This is a genomic window from Chitinophaga pendula, from assembly GCF_020386615.1.
In the GTDB taxonomy this organism is placed as follows: Bacteria; Bacteroidota; Bacteroidia; order Chitinophagales; family Chitinophagaceae; genus Chitinophaga; species Chitinophaga pendula.
This window is the reverse complement of the sequence record NZ_CP077769.1, coordinates 1,893,185-1,916,392: the sequence shown is the minus strand read 5'-3', so window position 1 is coordinate 1,916,392 and position 23,208 is coordinate 1,893,185. Positions and strand designations below refer to the sequence as shown.

At 49.1% G+C, this 23,208-nt stretch carries 16 protein-coding genes and 1 riboswitch; of the genes, 7 read left to right on the top strand and 9 right to left on the bottom strand.

Translation table 11 applies throughout. The features are described 5' to 3' along the window. Positions 1–44: 44 nt before the first annotated feature. From KTO58_RS07410 to KTO58_RS07400, 3 genes are all read right to left on the bottom strand, one after another. Positions 45–2,273 carry a monovalent cation:proton antiporter family protein gene (locus tag KTO58_RS07410; protein ID WP_225860116.1) on the bottom strand — a complete coding sequence of 743 codons (2,229 nt, stop codon included), beginning with the start codon at positions 2,271–2,273 and terminating at the stop codon, positions 45–47. Positions 2,274–2,303: 30 nt separating this feature from the next. Then, complete coding sequence (locus tag KTO58_RS07405; RefSeq protein WP_095839995.1) at positions 2,304–2,798, bottom strand: hypothetical protein; 495 nt, start codon at positions 2,796–2,798, stop codon at positions 2,304–2,306. Between the two features lie 161 nt (positions 2,799–2,959). After that, positions 2,960–3,382: a hypothetical protein gene (locus KTO58_RS07400; protein WP_157753126.1), complete on the bottom strand. Its 423-nt coding sequence runs from the start codon at positions 3,380–3,382 to the stop codon at positions 2,960–2,962. Positions 3,383–3,932: 550 nt separating this feature from the next. Here KTO58_RS07400 and KTO58_RS07395 point away from each other — a divergent pair. From KTO58_RS07395 to KTO58_RS07385, 3 genes are all read left to right on the top strand, one after another. Then, a complete protein-coding gene (locus KTO58_RS07395; RefSeq protein WP_095839997.1) occupies positions 3,933–4,256 on the top strand; it encodes a hypothetical protein in 324 nt (107 codons plus the stop codon). A gap of 99 nt (positions 4,257–4,355) precedes the next feature. Further along, the gene (locus KTO58_RS07390; protein ID WP_225860115.1) at positions 4,356–5,621 is read left to right on the top strand and encodes a lipoprotein N-acyltransferase Lnb domain-containing protein; all 1,266 of its coding nucleotides are present in this window, start codon (positions 4,356–4,358) and stop codon (positions 5,619–5,621) included. Positions 5,622–5,700: 79 nt separating this feature from the next. Further along, on the top strand, positions 5,701–6,942 hold the full coding sequence (locus KTO58_RS07385; protein WP_095840000.1) for a dicarboxylate/amino acid:cation symporter: 1,242 nt from the start codon (positions 5,701–5,703) through the stop codon (positions 6,940–6,942). A gap of 35 nt (positions 6,943–6,977) precedes the next feature. Here the strand turns inward: KTO58_RS07385 and KTO58_RS07380 are convergent, their stop codons facing one another. The 6 genes from KTO58_RS07380 to KTO58_RS07355 all read right to left on the bottom strand — a co-directional run bounded on the left by KTO58_RS07380 (position 6,978) and on the right by KTO58_RS07355 (position 16,689). Next, complete coding sequence (locus KTO58_RS07380; protein ID WP_095840001.1) at positions 6,978–7,961, bottom strand: Gfo/Idh/MocA family protein; 984 nt, start codon at positions 7,959–7,961, stop codon at positions 6,978–6,980. A 59-nt stretch (positions 7,962–8,020) separates the two neighbouring features. Then, positions 8,021–9,205 (bottom strand): trans-sulfuration enzyme family protein, encoded by a 1,185-nt coding sequence (locus tag KTO58_RS07375; RefSeq protein WP_225860114.1) that lies wholly within the window; start codon positions 9,203–9,205, stop codon positions 8,021–8,023. Between the two features lie 182 nt (positions 9,206–9,387). Further along, positions 9,388–9,499, bottom strand: a riboswitch (SAM riboswitch). A gap of 130 nt (positions 9,500–9,629) precedes the next feature. Then, the gene (locus tag KTO58_RS07370; protein WP_095840002.1) at positions 9,630–10,499 is read right to left on the bottom strand and encodes an ROK family protein; all 870 of its coding nucleotides are present in this window, start codon (positions 10,497–10,499) and stop codon (positions 9,630–9,632) included. A 316-nt stretch (positions 10,500–10,815) separates the two neighbouring features. Next, positions 10,816–12,330, bottom strand: a complete 1,515-nt coding sequence (locus KTO58_RS07365; protein WP_198314985.1) for a RagB/SusD family nutrient uptake outer membrane protein — start codon at positions 12,328–12,330, stop codon at positions 10,816–10,818. Positions 12,331–12,353: 23 nt separating this feature from the next. After that, entirely contained in the window at positions 12,354–15,443 is a 3,090-nt protein-coding gene (locus KTO58_RS07360; RefSeq protein WP_095840003.1) for a SusC/RagA family TonB-linked outer membrane protein, read from the bottom strand. 424 nt (positions 15,444–15,867) lie between these two features. After that, positions 15,868–16,689 carry a DUF4350 domain-containing protein gene (locus tag KTO58_RS07355; RefSeq protein ID WP_157753127.1) on the bottom strand — a complete coding sequence of 274 codons (822 nt, stop codon included), beginning with the start codon at positions 16,687–16,689 and terminating at the stop codon, positions 15,868–15,870. Positions 16,690–16,830: 141 nt separating this feature from the next. Between KTO58_RS07355 and KTO58_RS07350 the strand changes: the two genes are divergently transcribed. The 4 genes from KTO58_RS07350 to KTO58_RS07335 all read left to right on the top strand — a co-directional run bounded on the left by KTO58_RS07350 (position 16,831) and on the right by KTO58_RS07335 (position 23,122). Further along, the gene (locus KTO58_RS07350; RefSeq protein ID WP_095840005.1) at positions 16,831–17,451 is read left to right on the top strand and encodes a TetR/AcrR family transcriptional regulator; all 621 of its coding nucleotides are present in this window, start codon (positions 16,831–16,833) and stop codon (positions 17,449–17,451) included. A gap of 107 nt (positions 17,452–17,558) precedes the next feature. Next, positions 17,559–18,941: a TolC family protein gene (locus tag KTO58_RS07345; protein ID WP_225860113.1), complete on the top strand. Its 1,383-nt coding sequence runs from the start codon at positions 17,559–17,561 to the stop codon at positions 18,939–18,941. An 11-nt stretch (positions 18,942–18,952) separates the two neighbouring features. Then, positions 18,953–20,023, top strand: a complete 1,071-nt coding sequence (locus KTO58_RS07340) for an efflux RND transporter periplasmic adaptor subunit (RefSeq protein WP_095840007.1) — start codon at positions 18,953–18,955, stop codon at positions 20,021–20,023. An 18-nt stretch (positions 20,024–20,041) separates the two neighbouring features. Continuing rightward, positions 20,042–23,122: an efflux RND transporter permease subunit gene (locus KTO58_RS07335; protein WP_095840008.1), complete on the top strand. Its 3,081-nt coding sequence runs from the start codon at positions 20,042–20,044 to the stop codon at positions 23,120–23,122. Positions 23,123–23,208: the final 86 nt, after the last annotated feature.

Here is a 23,208-nt window from a genome sequence, read left to right as displayed (position 1 = left end):
ACGGGTAGGCCTTACTTATAGGTATACAGACCGCCTTACGGCTATCACTTCACTTCATGATTCTGCTTTAAAAAAGATTGTAACTTCTTACTGTTACCCGCAATCCATACTATATCCCCTTCCTCCAGCAACGTCGTCGACTCCGGGTTCAACATACGTACACCACTCCGCTCTATCCCCAGCACAATACCCTTCGTCTGCTCCCGCAACCCGGCCTCCCGGATGTTCTTACCCACAAAAGGAGATACCTTCTTCACCAGGAACTGACGCAATTCTACCTCATCTTCATCCTCCCCTGCTAAAGTATGTGGCGCATCCGGCTCTATATGACGACTGAATTTCTCCAGCTGCTCATCCGTACCGATCACCGTCAGCAAATCTCCGGGATACAATCGCTCCCACTTACCCGGCGCCGTCAGCAACAGGTCGCCACGCCGTATCAACGCAATGTTGATACCATACCGCTCCCGCAAAGCCAACTCCTCCAGCGTCAATCCTAACCCCGGCGAATCCGCCTGCATCGTAATCTCCGCCAGATGCGCATCCCAGGGCGCCAACACCGCTGCCTTATTAGAAGCCTCCCGCTCGTTAAAATTCGTCAGGAACCGCGCCTCAATACGGCCATAGAAAGCCTGTATCCTGCCCGAAAACAATAACAGCAACACAATGATCACCGCCGTCACCACCAACGCCACCGGCGTGGAAAAGAACCGGTCCAGCAGGAACCCTACCAGGAACACCCCCAACGCAATACGCGATATATATAACAATAACAACGGTCCGCGGAACTTCTGCTGCTTCCACATATTACCCGCTGCTTCACTGCTGAGCCGGCGTACCGCCAGCGCCCACAGAAATGGCAATACCAGCAACAACGTCGCACCTGCCGTCAGGATCAATCCCAGGTTACCCTCCGTCTGCTCGATCGCCCAGGGCAATACATAGTAAAATGACAACAACGTGATCGCAATAATGATCACAGAAAATACGACGATATTAGTAAAGTAACTACGCAACACCAGCTGCCAGTCACTCACCACCGAGATCGTCTGCGCCGCACTGCTATACCGCTCCAATGCATCCGTCCACCGCTTCGGCAACCACTGCATCAGCTTATTGTAAAAAGGCTCCGCATAACGGATCAGGTAAGGCGTCGTAAAAGTCGTAATAGCAGATACCGCCACCGCTACCGGGTACAGGAAATCACTGGTCACCTTCAACGTCAACCCCAGCGTAGCTATGATAAAAGAGAACTCCCCGATCTGCGCCAGGCTCATACCCGTCTGCACCGATGATTTCAGCGGCTGCCCCGAAATAAGCGCCCCCGCAGTAGAACTGAATAACTTACCTACAATAGTGATCACCGTGATCAACGCCACCGGCCCACCATAACGTACCAACATCGCCGGATCTATCAGCATACCCACCGATACGAAAAACACCGCACCAAACAACTCCTTCACTGGCGTCACCAGATGCTCTATCTTCTCCGCCTGCGTCGTCTCCGCCAATATAGATCCCATAATAAAAGCGCCTAGCGCCGGCGAAAAACCAGCCTGCGAAGCCAATACCACCATCAGCAGACAAAGCCCTATCGACATCACCAGCAACGTTTCCTCATTCACCAGCTTATGTGTCAGCTTCAACAGCGTCGGCAGAAAAAAGATACCGGCCACAAACCAGGCCACCAGGAAAAACACCAGCTTCACCACGGAAAATACCATCTCCATCCCGGCAAACTGCTGACTCACCGCCAGCGTAGATAACAACACCAACAACACGATCGCCACCAAGTCCTCCACTACAAGGATACCAAACACCAACCCGGCAAACTTCTGCCGCTTCACCCCCAACTCCTCAAACGCTCGTATAATAATCGTAGTCGACGAAATAGAAAGGATACCGCCCAGGAAAATACTGTCCATCCGCGACCAACCCAATAGCTGCCCCGCAAAATATCCCAGCAGCAACATCACCACCACCTCCACGATCGCCGTCACAGAGGCAGAACCACCCACCTTGATCAGCTTCTTAAAACTAAACTCCAATCCCAGGCTGAAAAGCAGGAATATCACCCCGATCTCCGACCAGGTCTTGACATTCTCTACATCATTCACCGTAGGCAATAAGGACACATGCGGACCTACCAACAGGCCCGCTACTATATAACCCAGCACTAATGGCTGTTTCAACTTTTTAAAGATCAGTGTAGTGACCGCCGCCGCGCCCAATATCAATGCCAGGTCTGTTATTAAATCCGGTAAATGTATCATTCGACTAATTAATAAAAAGTGAAAAATGTGTTAGACCGCCAACAACTGCTTCCAATGCAGCGCCCGGTGCTCCAATTGCTTCATATCAAAAGAGTGATCGTATAATTCATCATAGATCGCCCAGGCTAATGGTAACTGTGTCTTATCCCGGTGCTGAAATACCAGCTCTATCCGGATCACGTGCGCAGATGCACGCCCTCCATTCTTAGCGTCATGTTGGCTGTACGTATGAACAACATCCAAAGCGGCAATCTTGTTGAGATCAACCGCCCGGCTGCTCAATTCTTTATTGCGCATCTCTATCAACACCAGCTTACGGCTGTCTTTGTCAAAGGCCATTACCTTCTGCCGCAGATCCTCCCGCGTAGTAACGGACATACGGTGTTCCCGTTCCGCAGCAGCCACAGCATCCTGTATCCGCGTCGCTTCTTTACGGGCACTCGATCGGGCAGAAAAGTACATGAGGAGAATAAACAATGCAATGAATCCTAATATAATAAATGCAATAACTAATGTACTGGACATATCTTCTGGTTTAAATAAATGTTAACAATGATACCTTCGCTATCCGGGAGATAGCGACAACACACAGCATAGTCACACATGCACCGCATGCGCTATCACCGTGGTAAAATGCAGTTGCCCCCTTCCTTCCGTTTACAGGAAAGAATAAGACACCACGTAGCTCACCAAAAGATATGTTCAGGGAAAATAAGCAGACGCGCGATCGGACACACAGATAGTAGGTCCGTTACCGTAAGCAGCCATATCTTGCGCGTTTCTATGGCAGGTAAATAAAATACACGGGGAAGTCCAAAACCGGCTTTACCTGGGGAAGAATGCTCCGCCCCCATCGTACCAGCCTCCTGACGGCTGTTGCTCACCATCAGCAAAACCATGTTGACACCTGATGCCCGCACCGACGCATACCTGGGATGACTGATCGTATACAACGCATCCGCCATCTCCACACTATCCATCTGCTCCACACTCACCGGCAACACCGCCGCTTCCATGTCGCCGTGCGCAATAAGCACACTACCCGCCTGAACGGTCACACCGAACAGGCAAAGTAAACAACATATATAGAACGATAACAGTGGCTTCACGAATGCAAAGGTACAAAAAAATAAGGAAGCTGCAAACCCACGTCCAGCAAGCATTTGATCTCCATCACTATAAATACCCCGCCCGATCGCATGAGCACATCCCCTCCCCCACGATCAAAAATAGACCAGTGGTTGTAATACCGCCGCAGTACCTTGTCCTAATTTGCGCTTCATTACATACATCATCATCTATAGTTGTTAACCACGAAATATATACCTGAACTCCTGTCATCATGAAAGCATCAGCTACGTTACCGGTATATAGCAAATGATAAACTTACTGCAGTAAACGGGGTGGGGCCCTCACTGTACTTAAGAAGAGGACTGCTATATTGGAAGATATATGATACAGGGACAACTTTTTCAACCGTTAAATGTTAAATAATCAAAGGGCAATGATAATCCCCGATTTTGGCTGTCACCAGAAAAATGAGATTGTCATTATTGACTATAGCTATGCATTTCGCAATGGTTCATGGTGAAATTATAGCTATCGCCCGCTGAATATTGCTATTTTTTCACTACCGTTCCACCTAACATTTTACCCGCTATGAAGTATCGCTCTGTGATAGATAAGGCTATCTTTCTGCGGTTTCCTTCCACGCTATTCGCACCAGCCACCAACAGGAAACCATTCTTTTTGATCCTTCAGATCCAGGCTATCGCTGAAGACTTTTCCAACGTACTGCTCGGCATACCGGAAGAGCACAGCCGCCAGTCGCCATTACTACCGGCATTCCTCCGGCAACAGAAACACCAGCATCCCATTCAGCTGCTAACCGAAGGAAACTATCAGCTACCACTCAACGAACTGGAATCACTCATGCTCGAAAGCCAGGTGGTCACCCGCGTACGCATGAGAACTGCCCGCTGATCTGCGCACGCCTCACTGTTTCTCCATTTCACCTTCACGCAGGGTCACCGCCCACCACGGCCCCTTTCCCTGCCTACACACCTACCCGCAATATTATGCATGTTAAAATTGTGCCATCATTCCGGCACCCACCACGCCGTCTATAAGAATAATCGTATCTTCCCCCTCATCATTACCATGCATCCTTTCCCTATTATAGGCCTGCTATGCTGTCTGTTAGCATTACAGAGCCCCGCACAACAGATCGCAGACAATAACGTCCGCACTCTATCCCCTGATGCCCGCGTCAGCATCATCACCTGCGGCCCGGGCCCCTCCCTATATGCCCTGTTCGGTCATACCGCCCTCCGGATACAAGACCACGCACAAGGCATCGACCTCGTCTACAACTACGGCACCTTCCACTTCGAACCGCCAGCATTCTATACCCGCTTCCTGCTCGGCACCCAACTATATTACGCCTCCGTTACCTCCTTCCGGCAATTCCAACCGGAATACGTCGCCTCCGGTCGCTACCTCTACGAACAGGTCCTCGCCCTATCCCACACACAACAACAACGCCTCTACCACACCCTGGCCACCGCCATATTGCCGGCTAACAGATATTACCACTACGCCTTCCTTACCAACAACTGCTCCACCCGCCCACTCGATCTCGTACTCAAAATATCCGGTGCCGCCCTACCCAAAGGCGACAGCTCACAATACCCCACCGCCATGCAACTCATGCGCCCCTACCTGGCCAACACACCCTGGGTCAGCGCAGGATTCGACTTCCTGCTAGGCCGCCTCACCTACCAACCATTACCACCCAGAGAACAGGCCTTCCTGCCCGAACAACTCACCGCATTGCTCGAACAGCTCCGCATTAACGGTCGCCCCCTGGTAAAAGAACGTTATATACTCTACAAACCCACTACCAACATCGCCACACCGGCATATATCATACAGCCATTTCATGTCGCTCTCCTGCTATTACTGGCAGCCGCCTTCTATAGCATCGCCGATATCAAATGGCGCTATAACAACACCGCTCCCGATGCCTTCTTCTTTTGTATCAGCGGAGCCGCTGGCATCGTACTGACGGCCATATCCCTGACATCCGCACATGCCTCCCTGCACCATAACCTGCACGTACTCTGGCTACTACCCACCCACCTCGTCGCCGGCATACTACTACAGTTCCGTACCCTCCGCGCCAGCAACTGGTTCCGGCTCTACCTCGGACTGTCCCTCTGCCTGCAACTCGTATTCCTCATGGCCGCCCCCCTGCTTGGCATCGTCTTCCAAACCTTCATATACCTGCTCTGCGGCAGTATCACCATCCGCTGCTTCAGCTTGTTGAAAGTGCTTCGCGAAGAATAGCCACTGGCCTTCTGAACAACACCAACCGCTCCCCAGACAAATTTGCGCATTAATCCGATTTGCAGCCTAATTTTAGGGCATGAACGCATTCCTGAAAAGTTACGGAGAAATACTCTCCCTCCTCGGTGGCATACTGGTCGGTAGTATTGCAGGGCTTACATTAGGCGATCGCGTCACCGTACTCAAACCAGTCGGCGATATCTTCCTCAACCTGCTCTTCACCGCCGTAATACCCCTGGTATTTTTCGCCATATCATCCGCCCTCGCCAACGTAGACCGCAATCAACAGGTCGGCAAGGTCATCTCCATCATGTTCCTCGTATTCGTAGGCACGCTGCTCATCGCTGCCTTCCTTACCATCGTCGCCGTCTGGATATTTCCCATCCACCAGGCCCTGGGACCCGCAGATCCCAAACTAGCCATTCACGAACTCAAAAGCGGCAATATCGGCGAACAGCTCACACAGCTCCTCACCACCGGCGAATTCTACGAACTCCTCTCCCGGCGAAATATGCTCCCGTTCATCATCTTCTCTGTCATACTTGGATTTGCAGTCATGCGGGCAGGTAAAGCAGGAGAACCCATCCGGCAGTTCCTCAACGGTGGCAACGCCGTAATGACACAACTCCTGCTCGTCATCATGAAACTGGCACCCATAGGATTAGGCGCCTACTTCGCCTACCAGGTAGGGATGGTAGGCCCGCAGTTATTTGGTACCTATGCCAAATCCCTGGGCATCTATTACGGGTTCGGCGTATTCTATTACCTCGTCATGTTCAGCGTATATGCATTCATCGCAGCCGGCGTCCCCGGCGTCAAACGCTATTGGAAAAATAATATCGTCCCCTCCCTCACCGCCATCTCCACCTGCAGCAGCATCGCTACCATCCCTGCTAATATAGAGGCCGCCCGTAAAATGGGCGTACCCGATCATATCGGCAGCGTAGTCGTACCACTGGGTGGCACCTTGCATAAAGATGGTTCCAGCATATCGTCTATCATTAAGATCGCAGTGGTATTTGCCATGTTCGGCAAAGGGTTTAACAGCGTAGAAGCAGTACTGCTGGCAATGGGTATCAGCGTGATCGTCAGTACGGTAGAAGGTGGTATCCCCAATGGAGGCTATGTAGGCGAATTGTTGGTAATGTCCGTATATGGATTCCCGGTAGAAGCACTGCCTGCCGTCATGATCATCGGCACCCTTGTCGATCCGCTGGCCACCGTCATCAATGCCACCGGCGATACCGTATGCGCCATGATGGTACATCGCTTCATGGGAGGCAGCAAAACACCGCCGCCCCCCATCGCAACCGCCGCATAATATAGAGCGGGTGATCGGTCCGGTCAATGCCGGCGTCAATGCCGCGTGAACCGGTCCATGATCTCCATACTGATCAGCGCCTCTTCCAGGCTGCAGGGATTAGGCCCCTTGCCACTGAAATAAGCTGCTACTTCCCCGATAAATGGTTGTTGTATGTGCTTGGGTTGCACATAATGAAAAGATTGTATCCCCGTTGCCGCCTGTAAAGTGATAGTCACCTCCGGTGTAAAAAAGGAAAATTCCAGCGTTCCCCCACTACCGTATACCACACAGCGGTCCTTCCGCTGCCCAACACCGGCATTGAATCGCCAGCTACCTTGGCAAAGGACATTACCGGCAAACAACAGCTCCCCTGTCACCGCGTCGGCCACTTGCCCATCCCCTTGCTGGTTCACCGCCAGCCCTTCATAACGGACAGGCATCCCGAAAAAGTAGAGTAACAGGTCCAGCTGATGAGGCGCCAGGTCATGAAAATACCCGCCGCCCGATATCGCTGGCTGCAGTCGCCAGTTGCGAGCAGCTTCCTCCTCACTCACCGGCGCCGGCAGCTCCTTCCAGAGATCCAGCTGTACCAGCTGCACCTGCCCGATAGCCTGCGCATCCAACAGCTCCTTCACCTTGCGGAATACCGGCAACGCACGCCGGTAATGCGCCACCGTCACTTTCGCTCCGGGGGTCGTCTTCACTGCTGCCAACAACTCCCGCACCTCCCCCGCATCTATAGCTACAGGCTTCTCTACATATACCGGCAATCCTCGACGAAGCGCTTCCAACGTATATGCCTTGTGTGAGGATGGCGGGGTTGCTATATATACCGCATTCACATCCGTATCATTCAGCAACGCGGCCGCGTCATCATACCAGGCCGGCACCTCATGCCGCCTGGCATAATCAGCTGCAAGCGCCGCATGGCGACGCATCACCGCCACTAAAGTACTATCGGGCACCAGCCTGAAAGCTGGCCCACTCTTTACTTCCGTCACATCCCCACATCCGATGATCCCCCATTGTAACTGCATATAGATCTGCTTTGATGAGGCGCCAAATTAACACACCTGTGGCGATAAAAAAGTTAAAATTATACAACTAATACTGGCTGCTCATCTATCACCTTCCGCACCACACGCTGCTGCAAGGTTTGCTCCAAATCCCCAAGCAGATCATCTACTTCTTCCAATCCCACCGACAAACGAATAAGGCTATCCGCTACACCGGCAGCACGGCGTATCTCATCCGGGATGGACTTATGCGTCATCGTAGCCGGATGGCATAACAGACTCTTAATGCCACCCAGGCTCTCCGCCAGTTTAAAATAACGGGTGCCGGTCACAAAGGCCAGCGCCGCCTGTTCACTGTCATCTTTTAACGTAAAGGATACAATACCGCCGAAGCCTTTGGCCTGACGCTTCGCGATCTCATGCCCGGGATGACTGCTCAATCCGGGATAGTACACCTTGTCTACCGCCGGATGTTGCTGCAGGTATTCCGCCACCGCCTGGGCATTGATACAGTGTTGCTTCACCCGCAAATGCACCGTTTCAATACCCCTGATCAACAAGAAACTATCAAAGGGAGAAAGGATCGCACCGCAAGCATTCTGGTAGAACTTAATCTCTGCACCCAGCTCCTTCGTACGAGTGATCACCAGCCCGGCAATCAGGTCACTGTGACCACCCAGGTATTTGGTCGCGCTATGCACCACAATGTCTGCTCCCAGCAACAATGGCTGCTGCAACACCGGAGAAGCAAAAGTATTGTCTACGCACAGTAAGCAATCAGCCGCTTTCGCAATACTGGCAATCGCCGCAATATCAGAGATCTTCAACGTAGGATTGGTAGGCGTTTCCAACCATATCAGCCGCGTCGCCGGCGTGATTGCATTAAAAACAGCTTGCACATCACTCGTATCTACATAATGTACTTTGATGCCGAACTTCTCGTATACCTTGTTGAAAAGCCGGAAAGCTCCGCCGTAAATATCATCTACCGCCACAATCTCATCGCCCGACTTCAATAATTTTAATACCGCATCAATAGCAGCCAGCCCACTGGAGAATGCAGCCGCCTCAGCGCCTCCTTCCAGCTGCGCCACGATCTGCTCCAGCGTCCCCCGGGTAGGATTGTTACTGCGCGCATAGTCATACCCCTTATTGACACCTGGCGCCTCCTGCACAAACGTAGAGGTCTGATAAATAGGCACTGCAATAGCACCGGTTAACTCGTCTACAGGAATAGAATGGATCAGTTGTGTGATGTTGCTCATCGGAAATGTTTTTTAGTTTGATGAAAAATTGATTAAACAGTCGTTCCGGGCAACTTATCAGATCGGCAGCAGGTAATAGCAGGAAAGCCATGTCCCGGACAGGACGTCCGGAAACAAAAAAACTCACCCGATAGCCAGGTGAGTTTTCTTTATAGTGAATAAGGTAAAGTAAACTTGAAACTGACTTATCTGCCCTACCCTTGCGGGAGGATGGATGTAGCACCTTTCCTGTGGTGAACAGGAAGGTTGCTAAGACTTCGACGGGCCATTACCCTCAGCCTTTCTTGATAAGAAGCGATTAAAGAACTGATGCAAAGATAAGGAGCGAAATGAAATCTCCAAACTTTTTGTCTACTAATTTTGTGCACTATTTATAATAAGTACCGGCAACCATTGCTGGTAGCCGGTTTTGGTAACATATTTTTCATACCTGATACCAGCAGCTCGCAGCGCCGATAATAGCAGCTGTTTCCCCCAGGCTGGCCTGACAAAGACCTATATGAATATCTTTCTTTTGCAGATAGGTCTGTATAGCGGGGAAAAACCGTTCCGCCGCATTGGCGATATTACCACCAACAACGATCACTTCAGGATGATCCATCCGGATAAAAGACTCCAAGAACAACGCCAGGTTATGTCCGAATTCTTCAAACACCTGCGTAGCGGGTCCATTACCGCTAAGGTAACCAGCCAACTCCTTTACGTTAGCTACCTGCTTACCCGACAACTCTTCATAGCGTTTAACAAACCAACGGGTACATAAATAATCCTCCGCAATACCTCCTTCGAAAGGCATACACCACAGATCCGCATCCTGCGCCAGACCATCATGGTAACGGGCCGATCCCAATCCGGTACCCAGCGTAATACCAATGACATCACGATGCCCCTGGGCAGCACCCCCAAATACTTCTCCCTGCAGGAAACAACCTGCATCATTCATAAAGCGTATCTGACCGGGCGTAATACCCAGCCTGGCCGCTAGCAGCTCCTTTACATTCAATCCATACAGTGCATCATACTTATCCTGGTTCTTCATCAGAGAGATACCTTGCTCATAATCAAAAGGGCCTGGCATAGCAATACCTATCCGCTTCACGCTGATATTATGCTGCCCAAAACAGTCATCAATAACACCTACCCAGGCATCTATGATACTGTCTGCCGTTCCCCTGGCATCCACATGGCTTCTGACCGGTACGCCTTTGACTACCGTTCTTGTTTGTAGGTTAACAGGTGCCGCCGTAATATGCGATCCACCAATGTCAATTCCCAATACGATCTCTTGGTCCATACTAAATAATAATTTTTACACCCTGCTGCCTGCTACATAGGCAGAGGTAAGGGTTCCGGATATGACAGAGTGAGTGTAATGAGACGGTACCATCCCAAAGATTGATCGACATCCATCTACTCAGCGGCTTTCATTCAGGACACACTTATTTTTTGGCGATTTATATTGATAAGAAAATTTTTCATCCGCCATTCGTTCACTGTTCTGGTAAGCCTAATGTGTTAGTGCCTTTTTTTACTTCCAGGTATAGATAAAATAATCCTCGCTGACGGCCATTGCAGCACATCAGCGAGGATATAAATTGCAATGGTAATAACTACCATCCTTTGTTGTTAGGTTTCAGTTTGGGATTTGCATCCAATTCTGTTTGCGGTATAGGCCATAACAAATACTTCTCTGTAAAAGTAGCACCGTTTTCGTTAGTATAACCCACCAGATCCACAAAACGGTTGTTCTTCAGATCATAAGCCTTACGGGTACGTTGCAGGTCGAAGTAAGCCTTGTTCTCAAAACATAGCTCATGATAACGCTCTTTCCACACCGCTTCCCGGAACTGGTCTTTGGTAAGCCCCCTGTTCAAAGAAGGCAGCAAAGCCCTGTGACGGATACTGTCCACCACCTGGAACGCCAGATCATCCGCACCTGTCGCCTCATTCTTAGCTTCCGCATAGATCAGGAAAGTTTCCGGCAAACGCATCAGCGTCAGGTTCTGATCAGATTGCAGGTCGCCGTTAGCACCACCCGCTTCTTCATACCAGTATTTAAATAGCGCAGGATAGCCGAAATTAACGACAGTAGCACTGTTGATCAGCTTAGCAGATCTGAAGAAAAACTGCCGCTCCTGTGTACGTTTATCTCCAGTCTCATAAGTAGCTGCAAACGCCGGCAATGGGTTCAGAGCACCATATTCATCACCGAATTTAGAGATACCGCTTTTCTCTGGAATAATGTACTGCGCCAGGGAGTTAGTATAGATACCTGATTGATACTGTACCTGCAGGATAAACTCATCCTGGTTCTTATGCGCCCTGTCATGCAGGAACAGGTAATCACTGAACAGTTTGTATGCCCCCATGTCGATCACCTCTTTAGCCTTGTTGGCAGCCAGCTGATAGTGAGATACACCTTTGTTCAGCGGCTGACCAGCCATCGTCAGGTACACATTGGCCAGCAACGTCTTTACTGCCGCCAGGGACACCCTGCCCGTCCTGTCTGTTTGTGCCATACCGGAAGCCTCCGCAGTTTGTAGATCCTTCACGATCAGGTCATATACCTGCTCTTTCGTAGCACGGGAAGGATACAGATCCGGACTGTTCGCGTCCACTCTTGCCGTGATCAACGGAATATCTCCGTATAATCTTACCAGGTGGAAATAGTAGAACGCCCTGAGGAAAGATACCTCGCCGATCAGTGCTTTCTTGGCATTTTCATCCATGGGAGTAGCAGTTAGCTTGGTCAATGCCAGGTTGGCATTAGCTACCCCATTGTAGAACTCTACCCATACGGTTTTGAAAGACGTCAATTCAGAACCGGCAGTATGTTTGATCAGCTGCAGGTTGAAAAAACTCTGTCCCAAAGTAGTCGCATGGCCTACAGGCAACTCCAGCGAGATAAACGGTGACTCACCATAACCATCTCCATTCAGCAGCTTTTTCATCTTTTCATACACACCCGCCACACCAGATTTTGCCTGTGCTTCGTTCGCGTAAAATTTATCCTGCTCGATCGCAGAACGATTCTCTTCCTCAAGATATTTTTTACAACCACTACCAGTAGCCACTATCGCTCCCAGCATGGCTGCATACCCTAATCTCTTTATGTTGAATTTCATAATTGCAGTCGTTTAGTGGTTAATTAGAAGTTTACGTTGAGACCCAGTGTGAATGTTCTTGCTTTAGGATAATCGTGGAACTGGATACCCTGTGCGAAAGTATCATCCCAGGTACTGGTCTCCGGATCGTAACCGGTGTATTTGGTGAGCAGGAAGAAGTTCTGCGCAGATACATACACACGGAGATTGCTCAACTTTAAACGTTTGGCCACTTCTGGTTTAAGCGTGTAACCCAATGCCACGTTCTTACCACGGATGAAAGAACCATCTTCCACTTTGCGGGTATCAAGTCTGGAGTCATAACCAGCGCCGGTAGCTCTCCACTGAGCGATCGGTGTGTTCTGGTTTTGAGGCGTCCAGGCATCCAGTACTGTTTTGTAACTGTTGGCAATACCTACACGGTCTTCAGAAGAGTGCTCCGTCAGTTTGAACACATCGTTGCCATAAGAGTATTGCAGCTCAAGTACCAGGTCGAATTGTTTGTAACGGAAGCTGTTCAGGAAAGTACCATAGAAATCAGGAATACCTTTACCGATGATCTGACGGTCGTCGTTGTTGATCTGTCCGTCGTTGTTCAGGTCTTTGAATTTCAGGTCACCTGGTTTTCTGCCATAACGTGCAGCTTGTGCAGCTTCTGCTTCACTCCAGGTACCTTCTCTCACATAACCATAAAAAGATGCTACGGATTGGCCTACACGCAGAATGTTGGTTCTGCCGAGGAAGTCAGGCAGCATGAAGATGTCTTCGTTGTTGCTACCCAGTGCCGTGATCTTGTTCTTAAACCAGGAGAAGTTCAAAGTAGTGTTCCAGGTAAAGTCTTTACGCTGGATGTTTACAGTATTCAAGCTCAGATCCACACCCACGTTCTGTAAGCTACCGATGTTACGCAGCATGGTGGTATAACCGCTGGTAGCAGGTACCGGAGCTGCCAGCAGCAGGTCAGTGGTCTTTTTGATATAAGCATCTGCGCTCAAAGAGATTCTGTTCTCCAAAAATCCGATGTCTACACCCAGATCATATTGCGCTGTTTTCTCCCATTTCAAACCACTGTTACCCAGGTTATCGATCTGGAAGGTAGGCGTTCTGGTACCGTTGAATACATACAGGTCAGTAGCTTTCATATTGCTACGGCTGGTGTATGCAGTGATACCGGAGTTACCGGTAACACCCGCACTTGTTCTCACTTTCAGGTTAGAGATCACCTTGCTGTTTTTCAGGAATTCTTCTTCAGAAGCCCTCCATGCAAATGCCGCAGAGGGGAAGAAGGCAAATTTGTTGTCGCTACCAAATTTGGAAGAACCATCCGCACGACCAGTGATGGTCAGCAGGTATTTATCCTTGAAGGTATAGAACACACGGCCGAAGAAAGAGGCCATCTTCTCTCCTATCCAGGAAGATTCTGAACCAGGAGCGATCGCACCAAGTTGCAGCTTGTTCCATTCGAAATAGTTATCCGGGAAGTTCCTGGCGTTTGCCTTGTAAGTCTGCAGTTCGCTGTGCTGTAACTCAGTACCGAGCAATACATTCAGTTTATGGTCTTTGCCAAACTCCGTATTATAGTTCAGGTTGTTAGACCACTGCCAGAATTTCTGATCTTCATTATAGATCTCTGCATAGTTATTACCTAAACCACCATCCAGGTCAGAGAAAGTGCTCTTGAAATAAGGGTTGCTCTGGTTACGGATGTTCACACCGAATGTACTGGTAAATTCCAGGCCTTTGATTAGCTTCATGTTCACATAGGTGTTACCGTTGAACAGGCTGGTCTTATAGAGGCGTTTTACTTCCTGCAGCTGTGTGAGCGGGTTGTCACCACCTTCAAGACCTTCATAGTCCTTACGGTAACCGAAAGTACCATCAGGATATTTGTAAGGAATGAAAGGCACCATTTCGATCATCTGACGGGGAACGTTGTTAGCACCGGTGCTTTCGTCTGATCTTCTTTCTTCAATGTTGGAGTAAGCGATCGTACCGCCTACTTTCAACCAGTCCGTCATCTGGCGATCTAATACCGCTCTTACATTGTAACGTTTGAGGTAAGAGTTTTTAATGATACCGTTGTCGTTCTGGTATCCCAGGAATAAACCATAGTTGGTTTTTTCGTCACTACCGGTATAAGACAGGTTGTGCGCCTGGCTGATAGCAGTACGGGTAGCTTCGTCCTGCCAGTCCACATCATATAGTGGATTCAGGTTGGCATCGAAGAGTTTACCGATATATTGTTTTCTTTTTTCGATGGGATCTTTGTACTTACCCTGCGCGAAACCATCCGGATCGAATTTAGCTGCATTTTTATATGCCTGCTCTTCTACCATCAGCCACTCTCTGGAGTTCAGTACTTTTTGCTTACGTGCCATTTTGCTCACACTCATGAATCCATCATAACTAACACCACTGGAACCTTTACGGCCACGTTTAGTAGTCACCATGATCACACCATTGGTACCGCGGGTACCATATATCGCTGTCGCAGATGCATCTTTCAATACATCGATGCTCTCTATATCATTGGGGTTGATAGAACCGATACCTCCGATCCAGATGATACCATCTACTACATAGAGCGGGTCTACACCAGCGTTGATGGAGCTGAAACCACGGATCTGTACCCTGGTACGGCCACCGGGACGACCGGAGTTAGTAGATACGTTCACACCGGCAATACGGCCAGCCAGCGCCTGCTCAAGGCTCACAGCCGGACGTTGCTGCAGTTCGGCAGCTTTTACACTACCAACAGCACCGGTCAGGTCAGATCTTTTCTGCGTACCATAACCTACTACAACCACCTCATTGAGGTCGCCGGCAGTTGACTTCATGGTGACGTTTACCACAGACTGTTCCCCTACAGGGACTTCCTGTGTTTCCATGCCTACGTAACGGATCACCAATACGGCAGCATTAGAAGGTACTTTCAGGGAGAAATTACCCTCAGCGTTGGTGTAGGCGCCAGTGGTAGTTCCTTTCACCTGGATGGATACATTTACCAGGGGGCCGGATGCATCTGTCACCTTACCGGTGATAGTACGGCTCTGTGCAAACCCCATCAAGGAAATGAACAGCAGTAACAAGGCTAAGACCCCTGTCCTGGTCATTACATGGTTGTTCTTCTTCATAGCGGAATTGTTTGTTTTTGCATTCACAGTTAAGTTCTAATTTTTGCTTTGGCGCGGGAACATGCATAGACAAGCGACAGTTATCATCGTCCTGACGACATGAGCGTAGCCTTTATGTACTGGTTCTTTTTGTGAGGATATTAAGACGGACTTACATCATAATGTGCTGAACAGACGATATATCTTTATTTAATCGATCGCATGGCAGGAATAATGTGTAAATTTTGTAACAAGTAATTTCAGGTGATCGTGGGCAAACGGACCCGCCTCCCCCTTGGCGGGTCCGCTGCGATTGAGTGAAACGTGTGAATTTTAGCCTTATTAGCAATAATTTTTGTTTAGTTGATAAATCGTTTTAGCTAAGAGATATATAAGTTTGAACCTGCAACTAAGATAGGAGAATTTTAGAAAAAATAAAAAAATGTTAAATCTTTTTAGCAGAAGGATGCCGGGTCTGTGCTACCAGCCAGTAGACCAAAGCCTGTGCTGCCGCATAATTTTCATAGTCGGAGCTTAGTCTTTTTCCATCTGTATATTCATTATAAAACCACGGATCACCTACCGCAAATACGGTCCCCTTCCCTACTTTCGATACCGACATAAATACATGACCGTCCTTTTCATAGACCGCACGGGCAGGTGGAGTAAGTTGCTGACTGGCTATCTCCTTAATATATACCTTTTGAATGCCTTTGAATATTTCATGATCCGGCGGGAGAAGAAAAGCTCCTTGTTCATATTGTTTTCCCTGTACCCGGTTATGACTGTCTTCATTAAAATGAATACCAAAACGTTCCGTTAAACGGTTAAAATTCTTGTGCTCCGCATTGGCAGAGTCGTTTTGCATAATGACAAGTACCCCTCCTTTTTTCACCCAGTTATAAATAACAGCCGCCTCCTTATCATTCATAAAATGCGGTTGTGCTGTCTCCTTCTCCGTATCCGGATCAGCGATGATGTAAATATCGGTATGTTTCAATAGCGCTGCCGTTGGCGCAACAGACAGGGTATCTGTAAGTACCCCTGCCTTATGAAAACAGGCAGCCCAGTCAGAATAACCTCCATAGTCAGTCTCCTCCCAGGTATAATGCCAGCGGGACACATTCCCTTGCTTATCCTTCCTGTATTCATTATTGTAATAGAGGTCAAGCGTTGCTGTCAGAGATTGTTTAGCAGCAGTAATAGCCTGTGCAGAGAGGCTTTGTCCCTGATAGAATATCAGCAGTGATATGCTGATAGTGTTCAAAAACGTGGTAATATATTTCAATGTAATCGATTGAAATAGAAAGTTAGTAAATGAAGCGGAAATATGCAATCAAGAAAATCTCATAGACATTTTGGAAAAATAAACACTGTTCAGTAAATTTGCATTGTAAACAAATCAGGCATGGCTATTTCTGATAGAAAAGAGCGGGAAAGGCAGGAAATGCGCAAGCTGATTATCTCTGCTGCTTTAAAGATGTTTGTAGAGGAGGGCTATGAAAAGACCTCTATCCGCAAGATAGCGGATAAGATTGAGTATAGCCCTGCGACCCTCTATCTTTATTATAAAGACAAGGATGAATTGTTGTACGAAGTGCAAAGGGAAGCATTTAGCCAGTTATACGAGACATTTCTTGCACATGCTACTGCCAGGCACCCGATGGAACGACTAGAGCAACTGGCAAGACTTTATATAAAGTTTGCTGCTGAACATCCGGACCTCTATGATCTGATGTTTATTCTGCGGTCACCTATGAAAGCCGTAGAAGATGAAGAAAAGGAATGGGAAAATGGGCTGGCCTGCTTCAATTACCTGCAGACCTGTATCAACGAATGTATCGAACAGGGCCTGATACGATTTACCAATCCCCCTGTAGCCGGGCTGACCTTATGGTCTATGGTACATGGGGTGGTTTCCTTAAATATCCGTTGCCGGTTCAAGATATTGCGACTAGAAAACGAGACACAGGTGACGGCCATTATCGATGCGTCGGTGGATCAGTTCCTGACGCTCATCAAAACATAATATACCTATTTTAAAATATTTTACCGGCATAGTCGTCTATTATGACAACTAGATTCCTGCGTGCACCTGGAATCTTTTTTTGGCCACATTACTAAACACTGTTTATTATGTCAACAATGATTAAGAAACGTCTGCTGTTCACATTAACTTATCTTGCAGGCGTCTCCCCTAGTCTGAAGGCCCAGCACACCCTGGATAACTACATCCAGCAAGCCTTCACCCGTAACCAAGGGTTACAGCAACAGCAGCTGCAGCTGGAAAAGTCGCTCTATGCTTTACAGGAGGCAAAGAGCTACTTCCTCCCCCATGTAAGCCTGCTCGCTAATTACAACAAAGCAAAGGGCGGACGTACCATCGATATCCCGGTAGGCGACATGCTCAACCCGGTATATACTACCCTTAACCAGCTAACAAACAGCAAACAATTTCCGCAGCTTAACAATGTATCCGAACAGCTCAACCCTGACAACTTCTATGATGCAAAATTCCGTACCTCCCTCCCACTGATCAACACGGAGATATGGTATGCCAGAAAGATGCGGCAGGAGAACATTTCATTGGCGCAAGCCGGGGTGAATGTATACAAACGTGCCCTGGTACGGGATATTAAAGCGGCCTATTATCAGTATTTCCAGGCGATACAGGCCGTGCAGATCTATCAGCAATCCATGCAGCTGGTACAGGAAAACATAAGGGTCAATACCAGCCTGTTAAAGAACGGTGTACGTAACAACACCGCCCTGACCCGCTCCCAAACGGAGCAACAAAAGATCAGCGCCAGCATCACCCAGGCGGAAAACCAGCAACGGAAAGCACAGGCCTACTTCAACTTCCTTTTAAACCGCCCGTTGACAGACAGTATCGCCATAGACAGCAGTGTATTTCAACAGATAGCAGCCGGCACTCCCGATGGCACAGCAGCAGGCACTTCAAGCCGGGAAGAGCTAGTACAGCTGCAACAACGGGAAAAGCTGGCCCTGTTGCAGCAACAGGCATTCAGGAGCAGTTTTGTCCCTAAACTGTCCACATTTGTAGACCTGGGATCGCAGGCATTCAACTGGCATTTCGACAACCGGTCGCGCTACTATCTTTTTGGGGTAACATTGGAATGGGACCTCTTCAATGCCGGCCGGCGCAAACAGCAGATCAACCAGGCTGCTGCCGATATCAGCGCGGTACGCGCACAGCTGGATCAGACGCAGCAATCCATCTCCCTGGAGTTGCTGAATGCTGACAATGACCAACGGACCGCTGCGGCTAACTATGAGAGTGCGCAGACCCAGCTGCAATTAGCAGAGAAATATTATCGTGACCAGATGAAAGTATATAAGGAAGGGCAACTTTTATACCTGGAGCTGCTGGATGCACAGCAACAACTTACCACCGCCCGTATTCAACTCTCACTGGCCTTTGCACAGGTACTGACCGCACAGGCTAATATAGAAAGGGCACAGGCTTCTTATTCACTCAATACTACTTCTTCCCACTAAACCTAAACACCATGAAAACAATACATGCTTTACTAATACTCAGCATACCCGCCATCGGGTTAATGTCCTGCGGGGCGCATAGTGCGACCAGCGAGACCACCCAACAAAAGCAGGATGTTATTCCCGTGAAGTTACTGCCATTGGGTCCTTCTTCTTTTGCCAGCAGCATAGCTGTATCCGGGCAGTTCACGACTGATGACGAAGTGCTGTTATCCTTCAAGACCGGCGGTATCATACAGCGTATACTCGTGAAGGAAGGCGATGCGATCAGGCAAGGGCAAGTGGTAGCATCGCTTAACCTGACGGAGATCAATACGCAGGTGCAACAAGCGCAGCTGGCTTATGAGAAAGCACAGCGTGATCACCAGCGTTCTCTGAACCTTTACAAGGACAGTGTGGCTACACTGGAGCAATTGCAGAATGCCAAGACCGCACTGGACCTTTCGCAGCAACAGCTAAACGCAGTACTGTTCAACCGCAGTCATTCTGAGATACGTGCTACGCACAACGGGTATGTATTACGTAAGCTGGCCAGTGAGGGACAAGTGATCGGTGCCGGCACACCGGTGATACAGACGAACGGTGCGCAATCGGGCAACTGGTTGCTGCGTGTAGCCCTGAGTAATAAGGACTGGGCGGCTATCCAGTTACGGGATTCTGCTGCCGTAGAGATCGAATCAGCACCGGGTAAGGTGTTCCGTGGTGAGATAAACCGGAAGTCGGAAGGTATAGATCCTGCTACCGGCGCTTTCTATGCTGACATAAGGCTGATCCAGGCAGCACCGGCTTCTATTGCCTTTGGCTTGTTTGGCAAGGCGATGATCTATCCCCATGCAGCGGTGATCAACAAAGCAGTCGACAAATGGGAGATCCCTTATGACGCTCTGCTGGATGGAGATGGCAGTCATGGTTATGTATTTGTAACCAACGACGGCAAGCGTGCGCACAAACAGCCGGTGATCATCGCCGGCATGGAGAAAGACCGTGTATTGATCAGTAATGGCCTGCAAGGCGTGCAGGCGGTGGTCATCTCCGGGAGTGCTTACCTGACAGACAACAGCCCTATCCGGGTGATTCCATAACCAGCCAATTGAAAGAATATGAAGATATCTGCATATGCAGTCCGCAATTACCAGTTTACACTGATCATTTTCATCATGGTCATCGTGTTGGGCATCACCACTGTCTTTAACATGCCTAGAGCGGAAGATCCGGATATTAAGTCCCCCAGTTTTTCCGTGGTAGCGATCTACCCAGGTACCAACCCGCATGATATGGAGGAGCTGGTAGTGGATCCGCTGGAAAAAGAAATATATGCCCAGGAGAATATCAAACGTATACGTACTTCTATCAGCGATGGCGTAGCTGTATTACGGGTAGACTATGTATACAACAGTAAGGCGGATGAGAAGTTCCAGGAGCTTACGCGGGTAGTCAACAGCATGCGTAATGATCTGCCTAAAGAAAACCTTACGCTGGAGATCAAAAGAGCACAGCCATCGGATGTGAATGTGATACAGGTGGCGTTGGTATCTGAAAGTGCGCCCAGGGGCAAGCTGCAATACTATGCGGAAGAGTTACAGAAGCAGCTGGAGCGGGTGCCACCGTTAAAAAATGTGAAGGTATCCGGTATACCGGACCGGCAGGTAAGAATAGAACTGGAGTTGGGGAAACTGGCCCAGATGAACCTGCCCGTCGGGAACGTCATTAACAGCCTGCAGAATGAGAGTACCAATATTCCCGGAGGTAGTGTAATAGCCGGTAACAGAAGCTATAACATCAAGACCAGCGGCAACTATCAGTCCCTCGATGAGATCAGCAATACGGTAGTGTATGCCAACAGCGGACGGAATATCTTCCTGAAAGACGTTGCCAAGATCTATTACGGTTACGATGATACGAAATATAATACCCGGCTAAATGGACATCGCTGTGTATTTGTGGTGGCTGCTCAGAAGGAAGGCGCTAACATCAGCAAGACGCAGGAGCTCTATAAACCGGTGCTGGAGCAGTTCCGCAAGACGCTGCCTGCAGATGTGGATATGATCCAGCATTTTGACCAGGCGGATAATGTAAACCGCAGGCTGGGAGGATTGGGTACTGACTTTATCATCGCCATCCTGCTGGTAGCCGTTACATTGCTACCATTAGGGTTCCGTCCTGCGCTGATCGTTATGATCTCCATTCCTTTATCACTTGCTATCGGCATCATCTTGCTGAATTTATTCGGCTACAGCCTGAACCAGTTGAGTATAGTAGGCCTGGTGGTAGCATTGGGATTACTGGTGGATGACAGTATCGTAGTGGTAGAAAATATAGAACGTTGGATGCTGGAGGGGCATAGCCGTATGGAAGCGACCTTGAAGGCTACCCAGCAGATAGGTATGGCGGTAGTGGGTTGTACCGCAACGCTGATCATTGCCTTTATGCCATTGGTATTCCTGCCTGAAGGAGCGGGTGATTTCATCCGTAGCCTGCCGCTGGCTGTGATACTGAGTGTGTTTGCTTCTATGATCGTATCACTGACAGTGATACCCTTCCTGTCGAGCAAGTTGTTACGTGCACACAGCGGGCATCCGGAAGGTAATATCTTCATGCGTGCTTTGAAACGGGGGATACACGGCAGCTATGCCCGGATACTCGACAAAGCCCTGCAACGGCCGGTGCTGACGATTGCTGTTACCATAGTGATCTTCCTGGGCTCGATGGTCTTATTCAACATGATCGGTTTCAGTTTATTCCCCTCTTCTGAGAAGCCGCAGTTCCTGATCAATATCACTACACCGCCGCAGTCCAGTCTGAACTATACGGACAGTATCGCCAAACATATTGAGCGGGAGCTACGGCAGGAAAAGGACATACAGTATTTTGCCACACATAACGGTAAGGGTAATCCACGTATTTATTACAACGAGATACCAGAGAATGAGCGGACAGACTATGCGCAGCTTTTCGTGCAATTGCACCCGGAGACCTCTCCTGCCAACAAGCTGGCGCTGATAGAGCGGCTTCGTGCCAAGTGGACGCCTTATCCCGGCGCAAAAGTAGAGGTAAAAAACTTTGAGCAAGGGCCTTTGGTGCTGGCACCGGTAGAAGTACGATTATTCGGAGAGAACCTGGACACTTTGCGTAAGCTGGCAGGTCGTGTAGAGCAGATCTTACAGCGTACTCCCGGTACTATTTACGTGAACAATCCGGTGAGCTTGCTGAAGAGTGATATACGGGTAGCTATTGACAAAGAGAAAGCGCAGCTGCTCGGTGTACCCTCAGTGAATATTGACCGCACGGTGCGGCTGGCAGTAGCGGGATTAAACATCGGTACGTATTCAGACAAGAATGAAAATGATTACGATATCCTGCTGACACGCAACAAGCAGCAGCATCCTACGCTGGAGGTATTTAACAACCTGTACGTGAACAACCTGGCGGGTAAGTCTATTCCGCTGACACAGGTAGCTACCTTACAGCTGGAGACCTCTCCACTGAATATCAATCACCAGGAGAAACGAAGAGTGGTATCTGTGATGGCAAATATCAAAAAGGGATTCCTGACAGACCGGGTGATCAATGAAGTAATCGCACAAATGAACAAGGAGCGCCTGCCGGCGGGATATAGTTATGAAATGGGAGGAGAAGTGGAATCACGACAGGATTCATTCGGCGGCTTTATGAATATCATCATTGTGACCGTGTTCCTGTTCATCGCAGTATTGGTGTTGGAGTTCCGTACTTTCAAGAGTACGCTGATCGTCCTCTCGGTAATACCTTTGGGCGTGGTAGGTGCTGCTGTTGCGCTCTGGCTGACCGGTAATTCCTTATCTTTTGTGGCTATTATCGGTATGATCGCGCTGGCAGGTATAGAAGTAAAAAATACGATCCTGCTGGTAGATTTCACGAACCAGTTGCGGGCGGAAGGTAAATCGCTGGAGGAGGCGATCCGGGAGGCTGGTGAGATCCGGTTCCTGCCAATTGTGCTGACCTCGCTCACAGCTATCGGTGGTCTTATCCCCATCGCTATCTCAACAAATCCGCTGATCTCGCCACTGGCGATCGTGCTGATCGGCGGACTTATCAGCTCGACGTTGCTATCGCGGATAGTAACGCCTATCATTTATAAGCTGATCCCACCGAAAGTAGAATTGAAAGGGCTGGATTTACAGCCGGTAGTGGCCGCACATTAGCCATACTGATCTGTTTTTATATTGGCGGACGGGGTGGTCTTCTTAGGGAAGGCCGCCCCTTTTTTGCCGGTATGGCGCTTTTTTTG

Bases quoted from the DNA above. Each gene is read 5' to 3' on its own strand.
- KTO58_RS07390 (WP_225860115.1), top strand. From the start codon at position 4,356: ATGTTAAAATTGTGCCATCATTCCGGCACCCACCACGCCGTCTATAAG.
- KTO58_RS07410 (WP_225860116.1), bottom strand. From the start codon at position 2,273: ATGATACATTTACCGGATTTAATAACAGACCTGGCATTGATATTGGGC.
- KTO58_RS07360 (WP_095840003.1), bottom strand. From the start codon at position 15,443: ATGAAGAAGAACAACCATGTAATGACCAGGACAGGGGTCTTAGCCTTG.
- KTO58_RS07375 (WP_225860114.1), bottom strand. From the start codon at position 9,205: ATGAGCAACATCACACAACTGATCCATTCTATTCCTGTAGACGAGTTA.
- KTO58_RS07380 (WP_095840001.1), bottom strand. From the start codon at position 7,961: ATGCAGTTACAATGGGGGATCATCGGATGTGGGGATGTGACGGAAGTA.
- KTO58_RS07345 (WP_225860113.1), top strand. From the start codon at position 17,559: ATGTCAACAATGATTAAGAAACGTCTGCTGTTCACATTAACTTATCTT.
- KTO58_RS07335 (WP_095840008.1), top strand. From the start codon at position 20,042: ATGAAGATATCTGCATATGCAGTCCGCAATTACCAGTTTACACTGATC.
- KTO58_RS07370 (WP_095840002.1), bottom strand. From the start codon at position 10,499: ATGGACCAAGAGATCGTATTGGGAATTGACATTGGTGGATCGCATATT.
- KTO58_RS07405 (WP_095839995.1), bottom strand. From the start codon at position 2,798: ATGTCCAGTACATTAGTTATTGCATTTATTATATTAGGATTCATTGCA.
- KTO58_RS07340 (WP_095840007.1), top strand. From the start codon at position 18,953: ATGAAAACAATACATGCTTTACTAATACTCAGCATACCCGCCATCGGG.
- KTO58_RS07395 (WP_095839997.1), top strand. From the start codon at position 3,933: ATGAAGTATCGCTCTGTGATAGATAAGGCTATCTTTCTGCGGTTTCCT.
- KTO58_RS07350 (WP_095840005.1), top strand. From the start codon at position 16,831: ATGGCTATTTCTGATAGAAAAGAGCGGGAAAGGCAGGAAATGCGCAAG.
- KTO58_RS07365 (WP_198314985.1), bottom strand. From the start codon at position 12,330: ATGAAATTCAACATAAAGAGATTAGGGTATGCAGCCATGCTGGGAGCG.
- KTO58_RS07385 (WP_095840000.1), top strand. From the start codon at position 5,701: ATGAACGCATTCCTGAAAAGTTACGGAGAAATACTCTCCCTCCTCGGT.